Source organism: Pseudoxanthobacter sp. M-2 (assembly GCF_046156265.1).
In the GTDB taxonomy this organism is placed as follows: domain Bacteria; phylum Pseudomonadota; class Alphaproteobacteria; order Rhizobiales; family Segnochrobactraceae; genus CAMDHY01.
Genome location: NZ_JAWDIR010000022.1, coordinates 283,574 through 303,868, shown reverse-complemented (window position 1 = coordinate 303,868; position 20,295 = coordinate 283,574). Strand labels below are relative to the sequence as shown.

General features: G+C 71.2%; 12 protein-coding genes and 1 tRNA gene. 8 read left to right on the top strand and 5 right to left on the bottom strand.

Annotation, left to right across the window (positions count from 1 at the left end; genetic code table 11):
• Nucleotides 1-44 precede the first annotated feature (44 nt).
• Nucleotides 45-2,783 (top strand): hypothetical protein, encoded by a 2,739-nt coding sequence (locus RUR49_RS13085; protein WP_409146819.1) that lies wholly within the window; start codon nucleotides 45-47, stop codon nucleotides 2,781-2,783.
• Nucleotides 2,784-2,888: 105 nt separating this feature from the next.
• On the opposite strand, the gene RUR49_RS13080 is transcribed toward RUR49_RS13085, so the two are convergent.
• Nucleotides 2,889-5,333 (bottom strand): membrane-bound PQQ-dependent dehydrogenase, glucose/quinate/shikimate family, encoded by a 2,445-nt coding sequence (locus tag RUR49_RS13080; protein WP_409146818.1) that lies wholly within the window; start codon nucleotides 5,331-5,333, stop codon nucleotides 2,889-2,891.
• A gap of 260 nt (nucleotides 5,334-5,593) precedes the next feature.
• On the opposite strand from RUR49_RS13080, the gene RUR49_RS13075 reads away from it, so the two are divergent.
• Nucleotides 5,594-5,797, top strand: coding sequence for a hypothetical protein (locus tag RUR49_RS13075; protein ID WP_409146817.1), 204 nt, complete (start codon nucleotides 5,594-5,596; stop codon nucleotides 5,795-5,797).
• Nucleotides 5,798-5,871: 74 nt separating this feature from the next.
• On the opposite strand, the gene RUR49_RS13070 is transcribed toward RUR49_RS13075, so the two are convergent.
• The gene (locus RUR49_RS13070) at nucleotides 5,872-6,744 is read right to left on the bottom strand and encodes an SMP-30/gluconolactonase/LRE family protein (protein WP_409146816.1); all 873 of its coding nucleotides are present in this window, start codon (nucleotides 6,742-6,744) and stop codon (nucleotides 5,872-5,874) included.
• 178 nt (nucleotides 6,745-6,922) lie between these two features.
• On the opposite strand from RUR49_RS13070, the gene RUR49_RS13065 reads away from it, so the two are divergent.
• Nucleotides 6,923-8,227, top strand: coding sequence for an amino acid deaminase (locus RUR49_RS13065; protein WP_409146815.1), 1,305 nt, complete (start codon nucleotides 6,923-6,925; stop codon nucleotides 8,225-8,227).
• Between the two features lie 83 nt (nucleotides 8,228-8,310).
• On the top strand, nucleotides 8,311-9,153 hold the full coding sequence (locus RUR49_RS13060; RefSeq protein WP_409146814.1) for an SDR family NAD(P)-dependent oxidoreductase: 843 nt from the start codon (nucleotides 8,311-8,313) through the stop codon (nucleotides 9,151-9,153).
• Here the strand turns inward: RUR49_RS13060 and RUR49_RS13055 are convergent.
• Nucleotides 9,150-10,076 (bottom strand): LysR substrate-binding domain-containing protein, encoded by a 927-nt coding sequence (locus tag RUR49_RS13055; RefSeq protein ID WP_409146813.1) that lies wholly within the window; start codon nucleotides 10,074-10,076, stop codon nucleotides 9,150-9,152. The genes RUR49_RS13060 and RUR49_RS13055 overlap by 4 nt on opposite strands.
• 206 nt (nucleotides 10,077-10,282) lie before the next feature.
• Here RUR49_RS13055 and katG point away from each other — a divergent pair, with 206 nt between their 5' ends.
• From katG to RUR49_RS13040, 3 genes are all read left to right on the top strand, one after another.
• Complete coding sequence (katG, locus tag RUR49_RS13050; protein WP_409146812.1) at nucleotides 10,283-12,445, top strand: catalase/peroxidase HPI; 2,163 nt, start codon at nucleotides 10,283-10,285, stop codon at nucleotides 12,443-12,445.
• Nucleotides 12,446-12,653: 208 nt separating this feature from the next.
• Nucleotides 12,654-14,132: a PAS domain S-box protein gene (locus tag RUR49_RS13045; RefSeq protein WP_409146811.1), complete on the top strand. Its 1,479-nt coding sequence runs from the start codon at nucleotides 12,654-12,656 to the stop codon at nucleotides 14,130-14,132.
• Nucleotides 14,133-14,371: 239 nt separating this feature from the next.
• Nucleotides 14,372-16,837: an Ig-like domain-containing protein gene (locus RUR49_RS13040; RefSeq protein ID WP_409146810.1), complete on the top strand. Its 2,466-nt coding sequence runs from the start codon at nucleotides 14,372-14,374 to the stop codon at nucleotides 16,835-16,837.
• Between the two features lie 68 nt (nucleotides 16,838-16,905).
• Here RUR49_RS13040 and RUR49_RS13035 read toward each other — a convergent pair.
• Nucleotides 16,906-16,982 (bottom strand) — tRNA-Pro (locus RUR49_RS13035).
• Nucleotides 16,983-17,248: 266 nt separating this feature from the next.
• On the opposite strand from RUR49_RS13035, the gene RUR49_RS13030 reads away from it, so the two are divergent.
• Entirely contained in the window at nucleotides 17,249-18,568 is a 1,320-nt protein-coding gene (locus RUR49_RS13030) for an ArgE/DapE family deacylase (RefSeq protein WP_409146809.1), read from the top strand.
• Between the two features lie 120 nt (nucleotides 18,569-18,688).
• On the opposite strand, the gene RUR49_RS13025 is transcribed toward RUR49_RS13030, so the two are convergent.
• Nucleotides 18,689-20,206 (bottom strand): DEAD/DEAH box helicase, encoded by a 1,518-nt coding sequence (locus tag RUR49_RS13025; protein ID WP_409146808.1) that lies wholly within the window; start codon nucleotides 20,204-20,206, stop codon nucleotides 18,689-18,691.
• Nucleotides 20,207-20,295 lie beyond the last annotated feature (89 nt).

Genomic DNA, 20,295 nt, shown 5'->3' with positions numbered 1-20,295 from the left:
ATCGCGCCGGCGCAATCGCCCTGCGTCGTTGTCTCGGAGCGGGCATGGATTTCGTCATTGCGCGTGGCGTCTCGCTGCCGCTCGCCTCCGTCTTCACGCACGCGACGTGGGCCATCGATGCCGCCCCTGGGTTCGTCTGTGAGGGGGAGGTCGTCGTCGCCACGTCGCACGCGCCCTTGCGGTGCGGCGGTGCGACCCTCGTGTTCGACGGGCACGCCTTCGACCGCGACCTCTTCGTCCACCGCGCGGCGGGTCGCCCCGGCGACGTCGCCGCCCTCGTCGGGCGGGACCTCTCCGACCTCGGCGGCGCGTTCTGTCTGGTGACGGTGACGGCGGTGGAGGACGGTCCGCCCACGATCACGGTCGTCACTGACGCGCTCGGCATGTACCCGCTCTCTGTCTGGCGAGGCCCGGACGGAGCCTACGTCCTGTCGAACAGCGCCCACGCCGTCGCCGCCGTCCTCGCCCACAACGGCCGGCCGCCGGCGCGGTCGTTCCTGCCCTGCCTCGCCAACCTCACCTTCAACGGCCCGGTCGGCGGGCCCTTCCTCTACGAGGGCGTCGACCGCCTGCCGTACGGCACCGGGGTGTCGTTCGAGGCGGGCCGGCTGGTGCTGTCGCGGCCGGAGGCATTCCGCTATCGCGAGGACGGGGAGGCCTACCAGGCCAGCATCGAGGCCGCCTGCGCCCAGATGCGGGGCGCGCTGGAGGCCCTGCTCGCGAGGTGGCCGTTCGCCAGCGTCGTCATGGACCTGACGGGCGGCGCCGACAGCCGCGCCATGCTCGGCCTGATGCTGTCGATGGGGCTGCGCCGCCGCTTCGGCATCCGCAACATCATGCACCGGCCTCATCCGGACGCGCACGTCGCGGCACTCCTGGCCGACCGCTACGATCTCGCGGTCGGCGAATCCATCCTGCCGCTGCCCGCCCCCGCGGCGACCGCTGCATTCGAGGCATTCGGGCTCGACGCTTTCCTGCACGGCGGCGCGCGCGACGGCGGGTCGGCCTTTCCGTCCGACGTGTTCCTCGACGACTACATCCACCTCACCGGCTTCTATGGTGGCGGCCTCGGCGGCAAGACCGGCGCGGTGATGACCCTGCGGGGCCCGGTGCTGCGGATGTCGGTGCCGCAGCGCGTCGACCACCTGCTCGCGCGCCGTCGGCGGGTCGGCCAGCTCGACTTCGTCACCGACGCGGGTGTCGAGCGGATGCGGGAGGGGATCATCGCCTTCTATGAAGGCCTGCTCGAACAGGGCGCGCGACCCGACACGCTGGAGGCGGAAGCCTATCTCGCCGGCCGCTGCAGAACGCACTTCGGCCTCGCCTCCGTGCAGGCCAACCGCCGCCGCATCCAGCCGGACCTGCTCGGCAACCCCTGGCTGGTGCGCGCGCGGCGCGCGCTGTCACCGGGGCTGGCGGCGCACAACAAGGTCGTCTTCGATATCCTCCGGCACTTCGGCGGCGCAGAACTCGCCTTCGCGCCGATGGCGGAAAGGCGATGGGACCGCAGTCTTGTCGCCGACGAGGATCTCGCCGCCTTCGAGGAGATGATCGCCGTCGGCCGCGACACGCCCTCGCTCAGCGACCGGACGGAGCGGCTGATGAAGGCGCGTTACCTTCCGTCCCGTCCGACCTCTGGCGGCCCGGGCCCCGGCCTGCGCGTCTCCGAGCCGTCGGAGATCGTCTATCCCGCCGACCGGACCCGGCGCTTCAGCGCGGCACTCGTCCGCTGGGCGTTCGAGAACGGCGCGCGCGAGCAGGTCGGCGATCTCATCGACGTCGACGGCGTGATCGGGCGGATCGAGGACGAGGGCTGGCGGCCGCGGAACATCGTGCAGGCCTCCTTCTTCGACAAGCTGTTGCCCGGGCTGTTGTGGATGATCGGCGCGGAAGCCGTGGGCCGCACGGATCGGCGAATGGCCCCGGCGGATCTGCCGACCCCGGCCGACCTCGCGGCGGCCAAGGTCGCCTCGGCGGCAGCGCCTGCGACCCCGGCGAGGAGCGAATCCGAGCTCCGCGGGGCGGCGCGGGCGCTGCTGCGGACGGCGCGAACCGGCGAGCTGACGATGGCGGGGGGTGGGGGCTCGATGCTCCAGGTCGCGGTGGCGACGATGCCGGACGGTGCCCCCCTTCTGGCGAGCGGGGCGCCTCCGGACGTGATCCTCGCCGGTGACGCGATGCTGCGCCTCGCCGCCGAGGTCGCCGACGGCCCGTCGGTGGCGGGCCTCCGCCTGATCCTGACGGGCCGCGCGACGCCGGTCGGCGGTGCCGGTCCGGCGGCAGACCTCGCGCGTCGCCGCTTCGGCGCGCGGCACCCGCCGGAGGCGCCGACGGATCAGCTGTCCCTCTGGCGCCTCGAGGTGACGGCTGGTCGCCTCGCCGGGCCGGGCGGCACATTGCTCTCCTTGACGGACGACGTGCTGCTGATCGACCCGGCGGAGGCCGATGCCCTCGCCGGGCTCGAAAGCTGGGCCTTGCAGCGTCTCAACGAGGATTTCTCCCAGATCCTGGCGCTCATCGCCATGCGCCTCTGCGCGGCGGGAGCCGGGACATGGTCTGTGACCGGCGTCGATTCGGGGGGGCTCGACCTCGTGCGTTCCGACGGGGCGCAGGTCCGCCGGCTGGCCTTTCCCGAGCCGGTACATGACGGTGCGACGCTGAAGGCGATGCTGATGCGTCTCGCCGAGGCCGCCCGCGCGACCCCGCCGCCTGTCCACCGGTCGAATGGATCGATGGTGGGTTCTCCACCATCACTCCCGCCGACTGCGGCCGCGCCAGCCTGACGGACCCCCGCACCCGGATAGGCAGGTGGCCCGCCGCCAGACGAGGCTTGTCCGCGCGAACGCCGGAACCCGGCTACCCGATCCGACCGCCGGCCAGTCCGTCGCTCATCCCCCCGTCTCGGGCAGCGCGTAGGCGATGACGTAGTCGCCGGCCGTCGTGCCGAGCGAGCCGTGGCCGCCGGCGACGTGGACGACGTACTGGCGCCCGTCGACCGAATAGGTCATCGGCGTCGACTGGCCGCCGGCCGGCAGCCGGTGCGACCACAGCTGCGCGCCGGTGTCGAGGTCGTAGGCGCGCAGGTAGTCGTCGATGGTTGCACCCAGGAAGGCGACGCCGCCGGCGGTGATGATCGGGCCGCCGATGCCGGGCACGCCGAGCTTCAGCGGCGGCATCGTCACCGGGCCGGCGTCCTGGATGGTGCCGTTCTTGTGGCGCCAGGCGATCTCGCCGGTGGCGAGGTTCGCGCCGGCGACAAAGCCCCACGGCGGCGCCTGGCAGGGCAGGCCGAGCGGCGAGGTGAACGGCCCCATGATGACGCCGTAGTCGCCGCCTTCGTTGAGGTTCAGGCCCTGCTCGCCGGCGTTGACCGTCTCGTCGGGCCCGATGTCGGTGTGCGGGACGAGCTGGACGGTGAACGCGAGATAGGTCGGCATGCCGAACATCACGCCGCGCGTCGGGTCGACGGCCACCGAGCCCCAGTTGAAGACGCCGAAGTTGCCGGGATAGACGAGCGTGCCCCCGAGGGACGGCGGCGTGTACTGGCCCTCGTAGCGCAGCGAATGGAAGCGGATGCGGCAGTAGAGCTGGTCGAGCAGGCTGACGCCCCACATGTCCGCGCCGGTGAGCGCCGGCGGCCGGAAGGTCAGGTCCGTGATCGGCTGGGTGGGTGCGGTGAAGTCGCCGGGGATGCCGGCACCTTGCGGCGCCGGAAGCTGGCGGATCGGCAGGATCGGCTCGCCCGTGCGCCGGTCGAGGACGTAGATCTCGCCCTGCTTGGTCGGCTGCACCAGCGCCGGCACGATGCCGTCAGGCGTCGAGAGGTCGAGGAGCGACGGCTGCGCCGGCACGTCCATGTCCCAGAGGTCGTGGTGGACCGTCTGGCGGACCCAGCGCACCGCGCCGGTGTCGATGTCGAGGGCGACGACCGACGACGAGAAGCGCTCCACCGCCTCGCTGCGGCCAATCCCGACCTGGTCCGGCGTGGCGTTGCCGAGCGGGATGTAGACCAGCCCGAGGGTCTCGTCGGCGCTCGAGATGCTCCAGCTGTTCGGCGAGTTCTCGGTGTAGGTCTCGCCCGGCCCGAGCGGCTCGGTCCGGTCCGGATTGCCGGAATCCCACGCCCAGACGAGGTCACCCGTCGTCGCGTCGTAGGCGCGGATGACGCCCGAGGGCGATTCGATGTGATAGTTGTCGTTGACGGCGCCGCCGATGATGATGAGGCCGCGCGCCACCACCGGCGGCGAGGTCGAATAGTAATAGCCGCTGCGCTGGTGGGGCATGTTCGCCCAGAGATCGACGGTGCCGCCCTCGCCGAAGTCCGGGCACGGCTCGCCGGTCTCGGCGTCGAGCGCGATCAGGCGGGCGTCGGAGGTCGGCAGGAAGACGCGCCGGGGGCACGTCAGGGCTGCGACGGCTGCGACCGGGGGCACGTCCGTCGGGGGCGGGGCGGCGGCCTCGTCATCTGTGGTCGCCGGCGGCGGCGCGGCGGGAAGCTCGGCCTGGGCGCCCTCCGCGTCGAGGGCGGCAGCCGCACCCGTATCGGCGGCAAAGTAGGCGAGGCCGCGGCAGGTCTGGTGCTGGCGGTCCTGGTCGTAGCCGCCCGCCGGGTCGAAGCGCCAGCGCTCCTCGCCCGTCACCGGATCGAGGGCGATGGCGACGCTGTGCGCGGTGCAGAGATAGAGCAAGTCGCCGATCTTGATCGGCGTCACCTGATAGGTCGTCTCGGTGACGTCGCGCGGCCCGCGCACCTCGCCGGTGCGGTAAGTCCAGGCGACCTCGAGCCGGTCGACGTTCGCCGTCGTGATTTGGTCGAGCGTTGAATAGCGCTGGCCGAGGAGCGTGCCGCCGTAGTGGGGCCACTCCTCGCCGGCCGCGTCCGTGGCCGGAAGCGCGTCGGAGGGCGTGCCCGCCCGGGCGAGCGTGCCCGGCCGATCGTGCGGATCGTTCAGGAGCGAGGCGCCGGCCACCGCGACGGAGGCGAGCAGCGCGATCGCCAGCATGCGGCCGCCGGACGTCCACACCGGCTGCCGGCGCAGCGCCCAGGGTGTCATCAGCCACAGGCCGAGCAGGACGATCAGACCGCCGCGGGTCGCGAGCGGCCACCAGTCGAGGCCGGTCTCCCACAGTGCCCAGGCGAGCGAGCCGATGAGCAACGCCGCGTAGACCCAGCGGGCACGCGTGTCGCGCCGCCACACCAGGGCAGCGGCGAAGGCCAGCGCCAGTCCGGCGAGCAGATAGTACCAGCTGCCCCCGAGCGCCGCGAGCCAGACACCACCTCCCAGCAGCGCAACCGCGATGAGGCCGAAAACGAGCGCGGTCACGATATGCATGGAAATCTCCTCGATGGGCGCTCTGCGCCGGGTCGGTTTGAACGACCCGCTGGCCGCATCGACTGGGTTGCCAGAGCCCGCCCGTCGGCGGGCACCTGTCCACCCATCCCCGTTCGCCAACCTCTTTCGGCGTGAATGGTTCCCGAGAGGCCGGGCGATCTCGCGCCGGAACCAGCGATCCGGTCTTCCGTTGTCGCCGGAGGGCACGGCCGCTTCGCCTTGCCTGGCAGCCAGCGAAGGAGATGCCCGTGGAGCCTGCGATGTTCGACGTCTGCGGTGGGGAAGGGGCCTTCCACGTCGCCGGCCTGTCCGACCCGACGATGCGCTACGTCACCAAGGAGGCGGCCTTCGAGGCGGCAGTCTCCGCCTCCTGGACCGCCATCAAGGAGGGTCGTTCCGTCGTTATCCGCGTGCGCGGCAGCGACGGCAGCGAGAGCGCGCTGGGGGACGTCCACACGGCCTGAGCGCCGGCCCCTGGGAGACCGGCGCCCGCCTGCAGGGGGACGCTGCGCAGAGCGTCCTGGCCGCGCTCAGGCGCTCATGGCGTCGGCGGGGCGCCGAAGCGTCCGACTGGCACGCCGGTCACAGTGGCGGTGCAGGCGAAGAGGGCACCTGCCACACGACCCTGCGACGTCTCGCGGGCGAGCGAGGTGAGGAACAGTGTCCGCCGGTCTGGCCCGCCGAAACACGGCATCGTCGGGGCCGGCGCCGGCACGGGGAAGCGCTCGATGTCGCCCGACGGCGAGACGCGGTTGAGGCAGCCGGCGCTGACGCCGGCGCTCCAGTCGAACCCCTCCATGTCCATCGCCGCCCCGTCCGGTCGGCCCTCGGCGTCCGACAGAAGGGCGAGGCGGCGCGCGTTCGACATCGCGCCGGTCGCGGGGTCGAAGTCGTAGGCGGTGATCACCCCGGTGGTCGAATCGGCGTGTGTCATCGTTCGCCCGCCGGCGGCCCAGGCGAGGCCGTTCGAGACGTGCACGTTCTCGACGACACGGGTCGAGGTTCCCTCCGGCGTGACGCGGTAGAGCGCGCCCGTCGGCTGGCGCGGCGAGCTGTCGTGCATGCTGCCGACCCAGAAGCAGCCGTCGGGGCCGACCTTGCCGTCGTTCATCCGGTTCATCGTCCGCTCGGGCTCCGGATGGACGAGGAACGTCAGGCTTTCGGACTGCGGGTCGAACAGGTGGACGCCGCTGCGCAGCGCCACGACGAGGCGCCCGCCCTCGGCGAGGCCGAGGCTGCCGATCTCGGTCGGCATCCCGTGGCGGGTGAGGGCGCGCGACGGCCAGTCGAGCCGGTAGAGCGCCGGCGCCAGGATGTCGACGAACCACAGCGCCTGCCGGTCCTCGTCCCACACCGGTCCCTCGCCGAGAGCGAGGTCGATATCGATCACGCGTTCGAACGGACTGAGCACGCCATATCCTCCCTCGCCGGCACGACGGGTTCACCCTTCGCACTCGCGGCCGCAACCCTCGTCGAGGCGCCCGCCCAGTGCAACCCGAGGGAACCGAAAGAGTTCGACCGCGAGGGCTGGCGCCGGTGCGTATAGGATATATCCTGCCGCGCGACGCCGTCAGAAGCCGGATGCGACCATGCCGTCTGCCGTTCCCCCGTCGCCGGAAGCCCCGCTGACACCGCTCGACAAGGCGGTGCCCGCCGATGCCGGCGCCGTGCCGCTCGAGGCGGTCGCCGCCCTCGGCTGGAACGTGCTGCGCGAGGACGTGCCGCTGCCGGTTGCGGTCATCCGCCGCGAGCGGCTTTCGCACAACAGCGCCTGGATGCGCCGCTTCCTCGCCGACTGCGGCGCCGACATCGCCCCGCACGGCAAGACGACGATGAGCCCGTGGCTGTTCGACCTGCAGATCGCCGACGGCGCCTGGGCGATGACCGTCGGCACGCCGCACCAGCTGCAGGTCGCCCGCGCCTTCGGCCACAAGCGCCTGGTGCTCGCCAACCAGCTCGTCGGCCGCAGCGCCATCGATCAGGTGATGTGCGACCTGCGCGACCATCCCGACTTCGAATTCTACTGCCTCGTCGATTCGCTCCCGAACGTCGCAGCGCTGGCGGCGGCGGCCCGCCGCCACGGTCTGACACGGCCGCTGACGGTGCTCGTCGAACTCGGCTATCCCGGCGGGCGTACCGGTTGCCGCACGGTGGACGAGGCGCTCGCCGTCGCCCGCGCCGTGCACGGCAGCGCGGGCGCCTTGGCGCTCGCCGGCGTCGAGGGCTTCGAAGGGCTGCTGCGCGGCGAGAGCAACGCGGCGACGCTGTCCCTGGTGGAGGACTTCCTCGACCGCCTCGTCGCCCTTGCCGAGCGCTGCGACGCCGAAGAGCTCTTCGCGGCAGATCCCGTGCTCCTCAGCGCCGGCGGCTCGTCGCACTTCGACGTGGTGGCGCACAAGCTCAGGGCGGCGCGGCTCGGTCGTCCGACGCGGGTGCTGCTGCGATCGGGCTGCTACATCACCCACGACAGCGGTCTTTACGTCCGCGCGCAGGAGGGCATGCGCGAGCGCGACCCGGCGCTGGCCGACCGTGATGGCGGCCTTCTGCCGGCGCTGGAAGTCTGGGCCTACGTGCAGTCGCGCCCGGAGGCGGGCAAGGCGATCGCCGGGCTCGGCAAGCGCGACGTCTCCCACGACGACCCGCCGGTGCCGCTCGCCTGGTTCCGGCCGGACGGCAGCATGGACCGGCCGCAGCCGATCGCCGACGGCACCCATGCGACGCGCCTCAACGACCAGCATTGCCACCTGACGGTGCCGGCGTCCTCGCCTCTGCAGGTCGGCGATCTCGTCGCCTTCGGCGTATCCCACCCCTGTCTCACCTTCGACAAGTGGCGGGCCCTCTACCTGGTCGACGAGGCCTACGACATCGTCGGCGCCATCCGCACCTACTTCTGACAGCGTAGGCAGCCGCGCAGTCTGTTCCACATTGCCGGCGCGGGGACCTCGCGCCGATCCGAAGTCCCGCACACGAGGGCGACATGAAGGCGATGAAGAGCAAGGTCATCCTGATCACGGGTGCCGCGAGCGGCATCGGCGCTGCGACGGCGCGGGCGGCGGTGGCGGCGGGGCACCGGGTCGTCCTCGCCGACATCGACCTCGCCGGCGCCGAGAGCGTCGCGGCCCGCCTCGGCGAGGCCGCGAGTGCCGCCCGCCTCGACATTCGCGACGAGGTCGGCTGGGCGGGCGTGCTCGACGACGCCTTCGCCCGCCACGGCCGGCTCGACGTCCTCGTCAACAACGCCGCCATCGTTCACACCGGCTATGTGCGCGACGTGTCCCTCGAGCGGCACGCGCAAACGATGACGACGAACTTCATGGGCGCCGTCACCGGCATGCTGGCGGTGCTGCCGCGCTTCAAGGCGCAGGGCGCAGGCCACATCGTCAACGTCTCCAGCATGACGGCCTTCATTCCCTTCCCCGGGCTCGCCACCTACGCCGCGGCGAAGCACGCGCTCCGCGCCTTCCACCACGCGTTGGCGCTCGAGGAGCGAGGCGGACCGGTCGCCTTCACCATCGTCTATCCGACCGCCACAGAGACGCCGATGCTCGACAAGGAGGCCGAGGACGACGCCCTGGCGCTCGCCTTCGCCGGCACGCCGATGACGGCCGACGCCGTCGGCACCGCCATCGTCGAGGCGATCCGCAAGCGTTCGGTGGAGGTCTACCTGCCGCCCGAGCGCGGGAAGGTCGTCCGCCGCCTCGGCACCAGCCCGCGGGCGCTCGTCGCCATGGTCGAGCGCAACGGCGCGATCGGCGCCGAGAAGCTGAAGGCGCGCCGCGCGGCGACGGCGGCGGCGAAGGCCGCGCCGGGCGACCGCTAGGCGGCGGCCGGCTCGACGGCTGCCGCCTGGCACGCCGGCGCCGCAGCTGCCTGGCGGACGGTCTCGGCCACCTCGGCGAGCTGCGACGACAGCGGCGTGCTCTTGCGCCAGACCATGCCGATCGTCCGCGACGGCCGTGGCGCCGGCAGACGCGCCACCGAGACCGGCGCCGAGCGTGTCTCGACCGGCACAGCCATCTGCGGGATCAGCGTCACGCCGATGCCGGCGCCGACCATCTGCACGAGGGTCGACAGGGCGCTGCCCTGGATCAGGTCGCCCGGCGTGGTCGGCACCTTGCAGTAGGAGAGCGCCTGCTCGCGGAAGCAGTGACCCTCGTCGAGGAGCAGGAGCCGCATGGTGCGCAGGCCTTCGGCGTCCGGGACCGGCCGGTCGGCGTCGCCTGCCGGGCGGACGAGCACGAACTCCTCGTCGAACAGCGGCTGCTCGACCAGCGAGGGCTGCGAGACGGGGAGCGCGACGATCGCCGCGTCGAGGCGGCCTTCCATCAGTTCCTCGATCAGCCGCTGCGTCACCGCCTCGCGCGGTCGGAGGTCGACGGCTGGGAAGCGGACGGCGAGGTGGCGGATCACGGCCGGTAGCAGGTAAGGCGCCACCGTCGGGATGACGCCGATGCGCAGGCGCCCGGCGAGCGGGCTGCACGAGCCGCGGGCGAGGTCCTCGAGCTCGTCGACACCCCGCAGGATGTCGCGGACCCGCACGACGAACTCCTGGCCGAGCGCGGTGAGGCGGGTCTGCCGCGCCCCGCGTTCGAACAGGGCGGCGCCGAGAATCTCTTCGAGCTCCTTGATCTGCAGGGACAGTGCCGGCTGCGAGATCGCACACGCCTCCGCCGCCCGGCTGAAATGGCCGTGGTGGGCGAGCGCCTCGAAGTAGCGCAGGTGCTTGATGGTGACGCCGATCATTTGCAAAACCTATCAATGGGATTGGAAAATGCAAATTCTGTTTATGTCAGAGCTCTGCTAAAGATGGGGTATGGGCAGGGACGGCCAAAAGAGCGTCGTCCCGGCACGGCCCGCCGCCGGTCTCGTCGAGGCCCGCGCGCCGCGCCAGAAGGCTCCACGCCAATTCGGCTCAGACGCCGCAAGGCTCAACAAGGACGGGGGTCTACATGAACGTCGTCGATCAAATCGTAGTCGGCAAATGCCCGGTCGTGCACGGTGGCAACACCAACGTCAGCACCTCGAGCATGAACTGGTGGCCGAATGCCCTCAACCTGGACATTCTGAGCCAGCACGACACCAAGACCGACCCGATGGGGCGGGCCTTCAACTATCGCGAAGAGCTCAAGAAGCTCGACGTCGAGGCGCTGAAGCGCGATCTCAAGGGCCTGATGACCGACAGCCAGCCCTGGTGGCCGGCCGACTGGGGCCACTACGGCGGACTGATGATCCGCATGGCCTGGCACGCGGCCGGCTCTTACCGCGTCGCGGACGGCCGCGGCGGTGCCGGCACCGGCAACCAGCGCTTCGCCCCGCTCAATTCCTGGCCGGACAACGTCAACCTCGACAAGGCCCGCCGCCTGCTCTGGCCGATCAAGAAGAAGTACGGCAACAGGATCAGCTGGGCCGATCTCATCGTGCTCGCCGGCAACATGGCCTACGAGTCGATGGGCCTGAAGACCTTCGGATTCGGCTTCGGCCGCGAGGACATCTGGCACCCGGAAAAGGACGTCTACTGGGGCGACGAGCAGGAGTGGCTCGGCTCGACCCGCTATGACAGCGATGACCGCACCAGCCTGGCGAACCCGCTGGCCGCCGTGCAGATGGGCCTCATCTACGTCAACCCGGAAGGCGTCAACAGCAACCCGGACCCGCTGCGCACCGCCCAGGACATCCGCCTGACCTTTGCCCGCATGGCGATGAACGACGAGGAGACCGTCGCGCTCACCGCCGGCGGCCACACCGTCGGCAAGTGCCACGGCAACGGTGACGCCGCGCTCCTCGGCCCGGCGCCGGAAGGCGCCGACGTCGAGGACGAGGGCCTCGGCTGGCTCAACAAGACCGGCCGCGGCATCGGTCGCGACACCGTCTCGAGCGGCATCGAGGGCGCCTGGACCAGCCGTCCGACCCAGTGGGACAACGGCTACTTCGACATGCTGCTCGGCCACGACTGGGAGCTGAAGAAGAGCCCGGCCGGCGCCTGGCAGTATCAGCCGGTGTCGATCCGCGAAGAGGACATGCCGGTCGACGTCGAGGATCCCTCGATCCGTCGCAGCCCGATCATGACCGACGCCGACATGGCGATGAAGATGGATTCCATCTATCGCCAGATCTCCGAGCGCTTCCACAAGGATCCGGCCTACTTCTCCGAGGTGTTCGCCCGCGCCTGGTTCAAGCTGACCCACCGCGACATGGGCCCGAAGGTCCGCTATGTCGGCCCGGACGTTCCGGCCGAGGACCTGATCTGGCAGGACCTGGTCCCGGCCGGCCGGCGTGACTACGACGTCGCGGCGGTGAAGGCGAAGATTGCGGCGAGCGGCCTGTCGGTCAGCGACATGGTCACCACCGCCTGGGACAGCGCCCGCACCTTCCGTGGCTCGGACATGCGCGGCGGTGCCAACGGCGCGCGCATCCGCCTCGCCCCGCAGAAGGACTGGGCCGGCAACGAGCCGGCGCGTCTCGCCCGGGTGCTCTCGGTGCTCGAGCCGATCGCGGCGGCGACAGGCGCGAGCCTCGCCGACGTCATCGTGCTCGCCGGCAATGTCGGCATCGAGCAGGCGGCGAAGGCCGGCGGCGTCACCGTCGCGGTGCCGTTCACGCCCGGCCGCGGCGACGCCACCCAGGAGCAGACCGACGTCGACTCCTTCGAGGTGCTCGAGCCCGTCCACGACGGCTACCGCAACTGGCTGAAGGACCGCTACGCGGTCAGCGCCGAGGAACTGATGCTCGACCGCACCCAGCTCATGGGTCTGACGGCCCCGGAGATGACGGTGCTCGTCGGCGGCCTGCGCGTCATCGGCGCCAACCACGGCGGCTCCGCCCACGGCGTCTTCACCGACCGCGTCGGCGCGCTGACGAACGACTTCTTCGTCAACCTCACCGACATGGCCTACACGTGGAAGCCGACGGGCGAGAACCTCTACGAGGTGCGCGACCGCAAGACCGGCGTGACCAAGTGGACCGCCACGCGCGTCGACCTCGTCTTCGGCTCGAACTCGGTGCTGCGCTCCTATGCCGAGGTCTACGCCCAGGACGACAACCGCGAGAAGTTCGTCCACGACTTCGTCGCCGCCTGGACGAAGGTGATGAACGCCGACCGCTTCGACGCCTGATCGCGATGGCTGCCGGTCGTGGCGATCGGCAGCCCATGCAGACCTGGAACCCGGGGGTGGCCCGCAGCCGCTCCCGGGTTTCGCGTTCGCCTCCGGCACGGCTGTCCCTGCGTCGTGACGAGGCGCCGTGCCGGACGAGAAGCCAGCGCCGCGCAAGCTCCATCGGTGAACATCTCTCTAGGTGAGGACCGGAGGCCGGGCGGGCGACATGTTCAATTCAAGTGGGTGCCGTGACGCGCAGCGGACAATCGAGGCGCTGAACCGCTCGCTCGCCATCATCGAGTTCGACGTCGACGGTACTGTTCGCGCCGCCAACGCCAACTTTCTCGGCCTGATGGGCTACGAGCTGTCGGAGGTCGTTGGCCGACACCACCGGCAGTTCGTGACGCCGGAGGAGCGCGACTCCGCCGCCTATGGCGAGTTCTGGGCGGCTCTCGCACGCGGTGAGTATCGTTCCGCGGAATTCCTGCGCATCGCCAAGGGCGGCCGCGAGGTCTGGATCCAGGCGAGCTACAATCCGATCCTCGCCGGTGGGCGCGTCGTCAAGGTCGTCAAGGTCGCCTCGGACGTCACCGAGCAGAAGCGGCGCGCCGCGGACTGGGAAGGCCAGATCGCCGCGATCAATCGCTCCCAGGCGGTCATCCACTTCACCCCCGACGGCATCGTCACAGACGCCAACGAGAACTTCCTGCGCACGCTCGGCTACTCCCTCGGCGAGATCGTCGGCCGCCACCACGAGATGTTCGTCGACCCGGCCGAGCGGGGCGGGGCCGCCTACCGCCGGTTCTGGGACGAACTGCGTGCCGGCCGCTCCCAGTCCGCCGAGTTCAAGCGTGTCGGCAAGGGTGGCCGCGACGTCTGGATCCAGGCCGCCTACACCCCGATCGTCGATGCGTCCGGCCATGTCATCAAGGTCGTCAAGTTCGCCACCGACATCACCGCCGAAGTCTCCGACCGGATGCGGCGGGCGGCCATCCAGAAGACCATCGACGCCGACCTCGGCAACATCTCGGCCGAGATCACCGACACCAACCGCCAGGCGACGGATGCCGCCGAGGCCTCGAGCCGCGCTTTCGCAGACGTGCGGGCGGTCGCTTCGGGAGCCGAGGCCCTCGCCCGCTCCGTCGAGGAGATCCGCGGTCAGGTCGACCGTGCGTTGGGAGTCACGCGCGAGACGGTCGCGGCGGGCGAGCGGACCCATCGGATCGTCGGCGGCCTCGCCGAGGCGGCGCGGACGATCGGTACCATTCTCGGGCTGATCGAGACCATCGCCTCCCAGACGAACCTGCTCGCCCTCAACGCCACCATCGAGGCCGCGCGCGCCGGCGATGCCGGCCGCGGCTTCTCTGTGGTGGCTTCGGAAGTGAAGAGCCTCGCCACACAGACGGCGACGGCGACCGGAGAGATCGGGGCGCAGATCGCCGCCGTCCAGGGCGCCACCGACGAGGCCGTCCGCGCGCTCGCCGCGATCGCCGAGCGCGTCGACCAGATCAACACGATCTCGACGGGCATCGCCGCCGCCGTCGAGACGCAGGCGCACGTCACCCGCAGCGTCTCGCAGAACATGCAGTCGGCCGCGCAGGGCGTCGAGACGGTGATGCAGAACCTGACCACCGTCGCCGCCTCCACCCACCAGATCGACAGCGCCGCCCGCCAGGTGCGGGAGACGTCGCGACAGATCGCGTGATAGGGGTTGCTCGCCGAGCTGTGTTTGGCGCCGCTCGGGTTTTGCGTCCGACCTGATCCGTCACGGGGATCGCTCGCTGCCTTTCCGAGTTGAGGCGCCGTCCGTTGATCCGGACGGCGGTGGCGGCAGCGAGTCCTGCTCGGACGCGACGGTCCGCGGCGCCATGGACGTCGGGCGCGGGCCGGACGATGATGCAATCAGGGAGTGTCACTCATCCCGGCGGCATCGAGAGGCGTCCATTGCATCTCTATCGTCCCAGGCAGGTCTGGCGAACGGCGAGGCAGCTGATCGTTGCCGGCTGTGCCCCCGTCATCATCATGACGCTCGGCGGTGCCGGCACAGCCGCGCAGGCCGAAAGCTCGCTGGCCATCGATACGAGTCCCTGGTCGCTGCCCGCTCCTCAACGCTCCTTTGCCGAGCATCAGTTCGTCGCAGGAGCCACAGACATGGTCGGCAACGGCGAAGCTTCGCGCCTTGTCCTGCCAATAGCCGGGCGTCCACGCATCGCTCCGACAATCATGATCCGTCCACGTTCCGACACGGGCGCCTCGGCGAGCGACGGGATAACCAGGGACGCGACACCGACGGTCGCCGGTACTGCGCAGCCAAGGGCGAAGGTCTCCGTCCTCGACGGCGTCAAGGTGCTCGGCACCACGACTGCTTCGAAACTGGGCTCCTGGACGCTGACGTTGCCGACGCTACGGGACGGCAAGCACAAGCTCCGGGCGCGGGTCGGCACGGCCATGTCCGAGGCCGTGACAGCCGTCGTCGACACGATGCCGCCGAAGGTGCCGACGCTCGCCGTGGGCGGCGGGCTCTACACTCCCACGCCAACCGTCAGAGGACGGACGACCGCCGGCGCGATCGTCAGCATTCTGGAACGATCGACCATCCTCGGCACCGCCGAAGCGGGCGGCGATGGGCGCTGGTCGTTCACCGCGCCGCCGCTCTCTCCCGGCACTTACCGGTTCTCGTCCTTCGCGACCGACGTCGCCGGCAACCAGAGCGGCCTGTCGGCTGCGGTTAAGGTCATAACCGACGAGAGTGCCGCGCGGCCGGTCACCATCGACCTTCCGCCGTCGTCGGACACCAGCCGCTCGGACGACAACGTTACCCGCAACCCGCAGCCGGGCTTCGCCGGGACCGCCTCGCCGCTCGCGCGGGTGACGGTGAGCGACGGCGCCGGGATCCGCGCGACCACGAGGGCCGACGGCGGCGGGAACTGGGCGTTGACGGCGCTGGCCCTACCGGTCGGCGTGCACCGCCTCACCGCGAGCGCCGCCGGCCGCACCAGCGACGTGCTCGAAGTGACGGTCCAGCCGGCGCCGGCCGCCGTCGACCTCGCGGATCTTTTCGCTGCGGGCGCCCACCGTTTTGACGGGGCCGCGGCAGAAGGCGGCGCGGGGGCTTCGGTCGCTGCGGCCGGTGACGTCGATGGCGACGGACGCCAGGACATCCTCATCGCGGCGAGGGCGCGATCGGGAGTGGACGATCGGGGCGTCGCCCATCTTGTTTTCGGCCCGACCGAGGGCTGGCCGACGACACAGGATCTCCGCAGCCTCGGCGGCGGCGGCGGCGTAACCATCCTGGCGCCAGGCCCCGGGTTGGAGAGGCCGATCGCTGGCCTCGGCGATGTGAACGGCGACGGTTTCGCCGATGTCGCCGTGGCGGACGCTGCCCGCCTCTACATCCTTTTCGGTGGCGCCGACCTCCCGGCCACCCTCGACCTCGCCACGTTCGCCGAGGCGGACGGGGCCGTCCTCGAGTTCGACGAGACCGTCTACAGCGTGGCGGCTGCCGGCGACGTCAACGACGACGGCATTGCCGATCTCATCGTCGATTCCGGCGGCAATGCCGCTGTCGTCTTCGGCAGCGTCGGCCTTGCCAGCCGCGAAAGCTGGGACACGCTCGCCGGCAGCGACGGGTTCCGCTTCCTCGGCGTCCAGACGTTCGGGCATCAGGGGACGCGGCGCGTCGCCGGGGTGGGTGACGTCAACGGGGACGGGATCGACGATGTCGCAATCGGTGCCAACGGCGTCGTCCGCCGCGGCGACGACGAGGAGGACATCACCGGCGCAATCCATGTCGTCTATGGGCGCGAGGGTGCTTTTCCGGCGACCTTTGACGCCAGTGCCGATCCGGCCAGCTACGGCTTCCGGATTCTCGGCTGGTTCGAGCAGGTGATCGGCAACTGGATCACCGGCGGTGACGTCGACGGCGATGGCCTCGGTGACATCCTGACCTCGCCCGGCACGGGCTTCGTTGACAGTGCCGTCTACAAGTCGCGGCTCATCTATGGAAGTGCCGACGGCTACGGCGGGACGCTCGACCTGCGCGTGCCGCCAACCAACCAGATTCTCAACCTGTCCGGTAACCTCACGGTGTCCGAGGTGGCCGATCTGGACGATGACGGACTGGCGGATGTCGCGCTGTCGTCACCTTCGGGGACCCAGCGGGGAACGGTCCTCATCCTCTACGGACGTGACGTTCGCCGCGCCGGGACCTTCGGACCGGCGACGATCGACGGTCTCGATGGATTCGCCATCCGGGCCGCCGATCCGGGCGACGGATTCGGCACGTCCCTCGCGATGGTGTCCGGCGCCGACGGGCGCGGCGCGCTCCTGATCGGGGCCCCCGAGGCCGATCCTCACGGACGGCAAAGGGCGGGTTCCGCCTATCTCGTCCCTGGCCAAGGCGGCGAATAGGGCGAGGCCGCGCGGAGGCCGCCGCCGTAACAGCGTCGGACAATTGCTTTGTGGCAGAGGGGAAGTGATGGTCGGAGTGGCCGGATTCGAACCGACGACCCCCTGACCCCCAGTCAGGTGCGCTACCAGGCTGCGCTACACTCCGATCGGCGACACTCCTATCGGACGCGCACCGTGGCGGCAAGCCGGCAATGCGCGGGCGTCGGATCCGCCCGCCCACGGGCGAAAGTCCACGGACGGCCGGTATGGCCACTCCTGCCAACGCTCTGCCCGTACCCCCGTCCTTGGCCCCGTCGTCCGTCCTCGCGTCGTGCATCGGCCAGTCGGCTGCGCTTCCCCGCCAAGCGGGCGCGGCGTATTGCAGAAGCCGGGACCGGCGCCCCTGCGGTGCTGGCGGGCGTGGAGGAAGCGATGTCGACAGTGGTGGCCGGACTGGACGCGGGCCTCGCGGCGGACCTCGACGCCGCCGTCGAAGGCCTGCGCGAGCGTGTCGTGGCGCGGCTGTCGGCGCTGGTCGCCGAGGACAGCACCCTTGGGCGCGAGGCTGGCGCGCAGGCGTTGATGGCGGAGACCTATGCCGGCCTCGGCCTCGCCGTCGACCGCTTCGAGGTCGACCCGGCGGTGCTCGACGGCACGCCGGGGTTTTCCCCGCCTGTCCACCACACCTACCAGGGCCGCGACAACGTCGTCGGCGTCCACACGCCGCGCGGGACGGCGGCGCGAGGGCAGGGCGGTGGGCGGTCTCTCATCCTCAATGGCCACATCGACGTGGTGCCGCCAGGTCCGGCGGAGCTGTGGGCGAGCCCGCCGTTCTCGCCGAGCGTCCGCGACGGTCGCCTCTACGGCCGCGGCGGCGCCGACATGAAGGCGGGCCTCGTCGCCAACATCACGGTACTGGAGGCACTTGCGGCGCTCGGGCTGGCGCCGGCGGCGCCGGTGACCCTGCAGTCGGTGATCGAGGAGGAGTGCACCGGCAATGGTGCGCTCGCCTGCCTCGCCCGCGGCTACCGCGCCGACGCGGCGATCATCCCCGAGCCGTTCCACCAGTCGCTGATGACGGCGCAGCTCGGCGTCATGTGGATGGGCGTGCGGCTGACGGGCAAGCCGGCGCACGTGCTCGACACCTCGGCCGGCGCCAACGCCATCGAGGCGGCCTATGCGCTGTTCTCGCGGCTGAAGCGGCTGGAAGCGGCGTGGAACGAGCCGGCGTCGCGCCATCCGGCGTGGGCCGACCACCGCCACCCGGTGAACTTCAACCTCGGCCGCATCGCCGGCGGCGACTGGGCGTCGACGGTGCCGTGCGAGGCGGTGATGACGGTGCGTGTGGGCTTCTATCCCGGCACGCCGCTCGCCGAGGTTCGCGATGCCCTGCAGAGGGCGGTGGCCGAGGCGGTGGCGGAGGAGGCGGGCCTCGCCGGCATTCGCGCCGACGTGACGTGGCGCGGCTTCCAGGCGGAGGGGTGCGTCGTCGACCCGGATTCGGATCTCATGGCCGGTCTCGCCGAGGTCCATCGGGCGGTGACGGGGGCAGAGCCGGCCCGGCTCGCCTCGACGGCGACGACGGACGTGCGCTTCTTCACGCTCTACGGCGGCATGCCGGCGACCTGCTACGGCCCGGTCGGCGGCAACCTGCACGGCATCGACGAGTGGGTGTTGATCGACAGCCTGATGGAGGTCGCCCGCGTGCTTACCCGCTTCACCGCCGCGTGGTGCGGGCTCGAAGAGCGCTGAGGGCCGTCGGACGGGTGGCCGTCAGAACTGGCTGCCGGCCGTACCAGTGCCCTGCGCAAACGAAAACGCCGGCCCCAGGGGGCCAGCGTCTGTCTTTCGATCGGGTTCGATCGAGGTCGTTCAGCCACCGCGGCGCGGCGTCTGCAGGAAGGCCATGCCGCCGATGTCGGCGCTGGCACCGGCGCCGTCACGGCTGCGGCGATCGTCGCTGCGGCCGCGCGGCTGCTGGCCGCCCTTGCGCGGACCGCGGCCGTCGCCCGCACCGGCTGCCGGCTTCGCACCGCCGCGGCGGTCGTCACGCGGACGACCGGGGGCACTGGCGCTGCGCTCGTCGCGCGGCTTGTCGGCCCGCGGCGCACCGCGCTGCTGCTGGTCGCTGCGCTGGCCACCGCCACCACCGCCGGCGCGCTGGCCGGAGCGGCCCTGCGGGGGACGCCCGCCGCCACGCTGGCCACCGCCACGGCGGCCGTTGGTCTCGGTCGCCTCGCGGGTCTCGAGCGACTCGCCGCCGGCGATGCGGCGGTCGGTCGTCGGGATCTGCTGGCGGGTGAGCCGCTCGATGTCGCGCAGGAACGCCCGCTCCTCGGCATCGCAGAAGGAGATCGCCACGCCCTCGGCGCCGGCGCGCGCGGTGCGGCCGATGCGGTGGACGTAGGACTCCGGGATGTTCGGCAGGTCGAAGTTGACGACGTGGGTGATGCCGTCGACGTCGATGCCGCGGGCGGCGATGTCGGTGGCGATCAGGATCGGCGCCTGGCCGGAGCGGAAGCTCTCGAGAGCCTTCTCGCGCTGGTTCTGGCTCTTGTTGCCGTGGATGGCGACCGAGGCGATGCCCTCCTGCTCCAGGCTTTTGACGACCTTGTCGGCGCCGTGCTTGGTGCGGGTGAAGACGAGCGTCCGGGCGGGCTTCTCCTCGCGGATGACGTCGCCGAGCAGGGCGCGCTTGCGGCCGGTCTCGACGAAGATCACGCGCTGGGCGATGCGCTCGGCGGTGGTGGAGACCGGCGTCACCTCGACGCGCACCGGATCGCGCAGCAGGTCGGCGACGAGCCCGCTGACCTCGCTCGGCATCGTCGCCGAGAAGAACAGGCTGTGGCGCTCGCGCGGCAGCTTGCCGGTGATCTTCCGGATGTCGCGGATGAAGCCCATGTCGAGCATGCGGTCCGCCTCGTCGAGCACCAGCACCTCGGTCTTGGAGAGGTCGAGGGTGCGCTGGTCGAGGTGGTCGATCAGGCGGCCGGGGGTGGCGACGAGCACGTCGACGCCCCGGGCGAGCCGGTCGGTCTGCGGCTTGTAGCCGACGCCGCCGAAGATCACCGCGACGCCGAGCGGCATCGTGCCGGCATAGGTGCGGAAGCTCTCGGCGATCTGGCTGGCGAGCTCGCGCGTCGGGGACAGCACCAGCACGCGGCAGGTGCCGCGGGAGGGCTTGCGCGGGTTGGCGGCGAGGCGCTGCAGGATCGGCAGGGCGAAGGCGGCGGTCTTGCCGGTGCCGGTCTGGGCGATGCCCAGCAGGTCACGGCCGGTCAGAAGATGCGGAATCGCCTGCGCCTGAATCGGCGTCGGCTGGGTGTAGCCCTCGGCGGCCAGCACCTGGAGGAGGGCGGGCGACAGTCCGAGCGTGGCAAAATCGGTCAAAGGAAGTCTCTTCTCGAATCACGGGCGCGGCGCCCGTCACGAAGGTGACGGACGATCGGCGCCGCGGGGTGGCGAACGCCCCGCGTGAC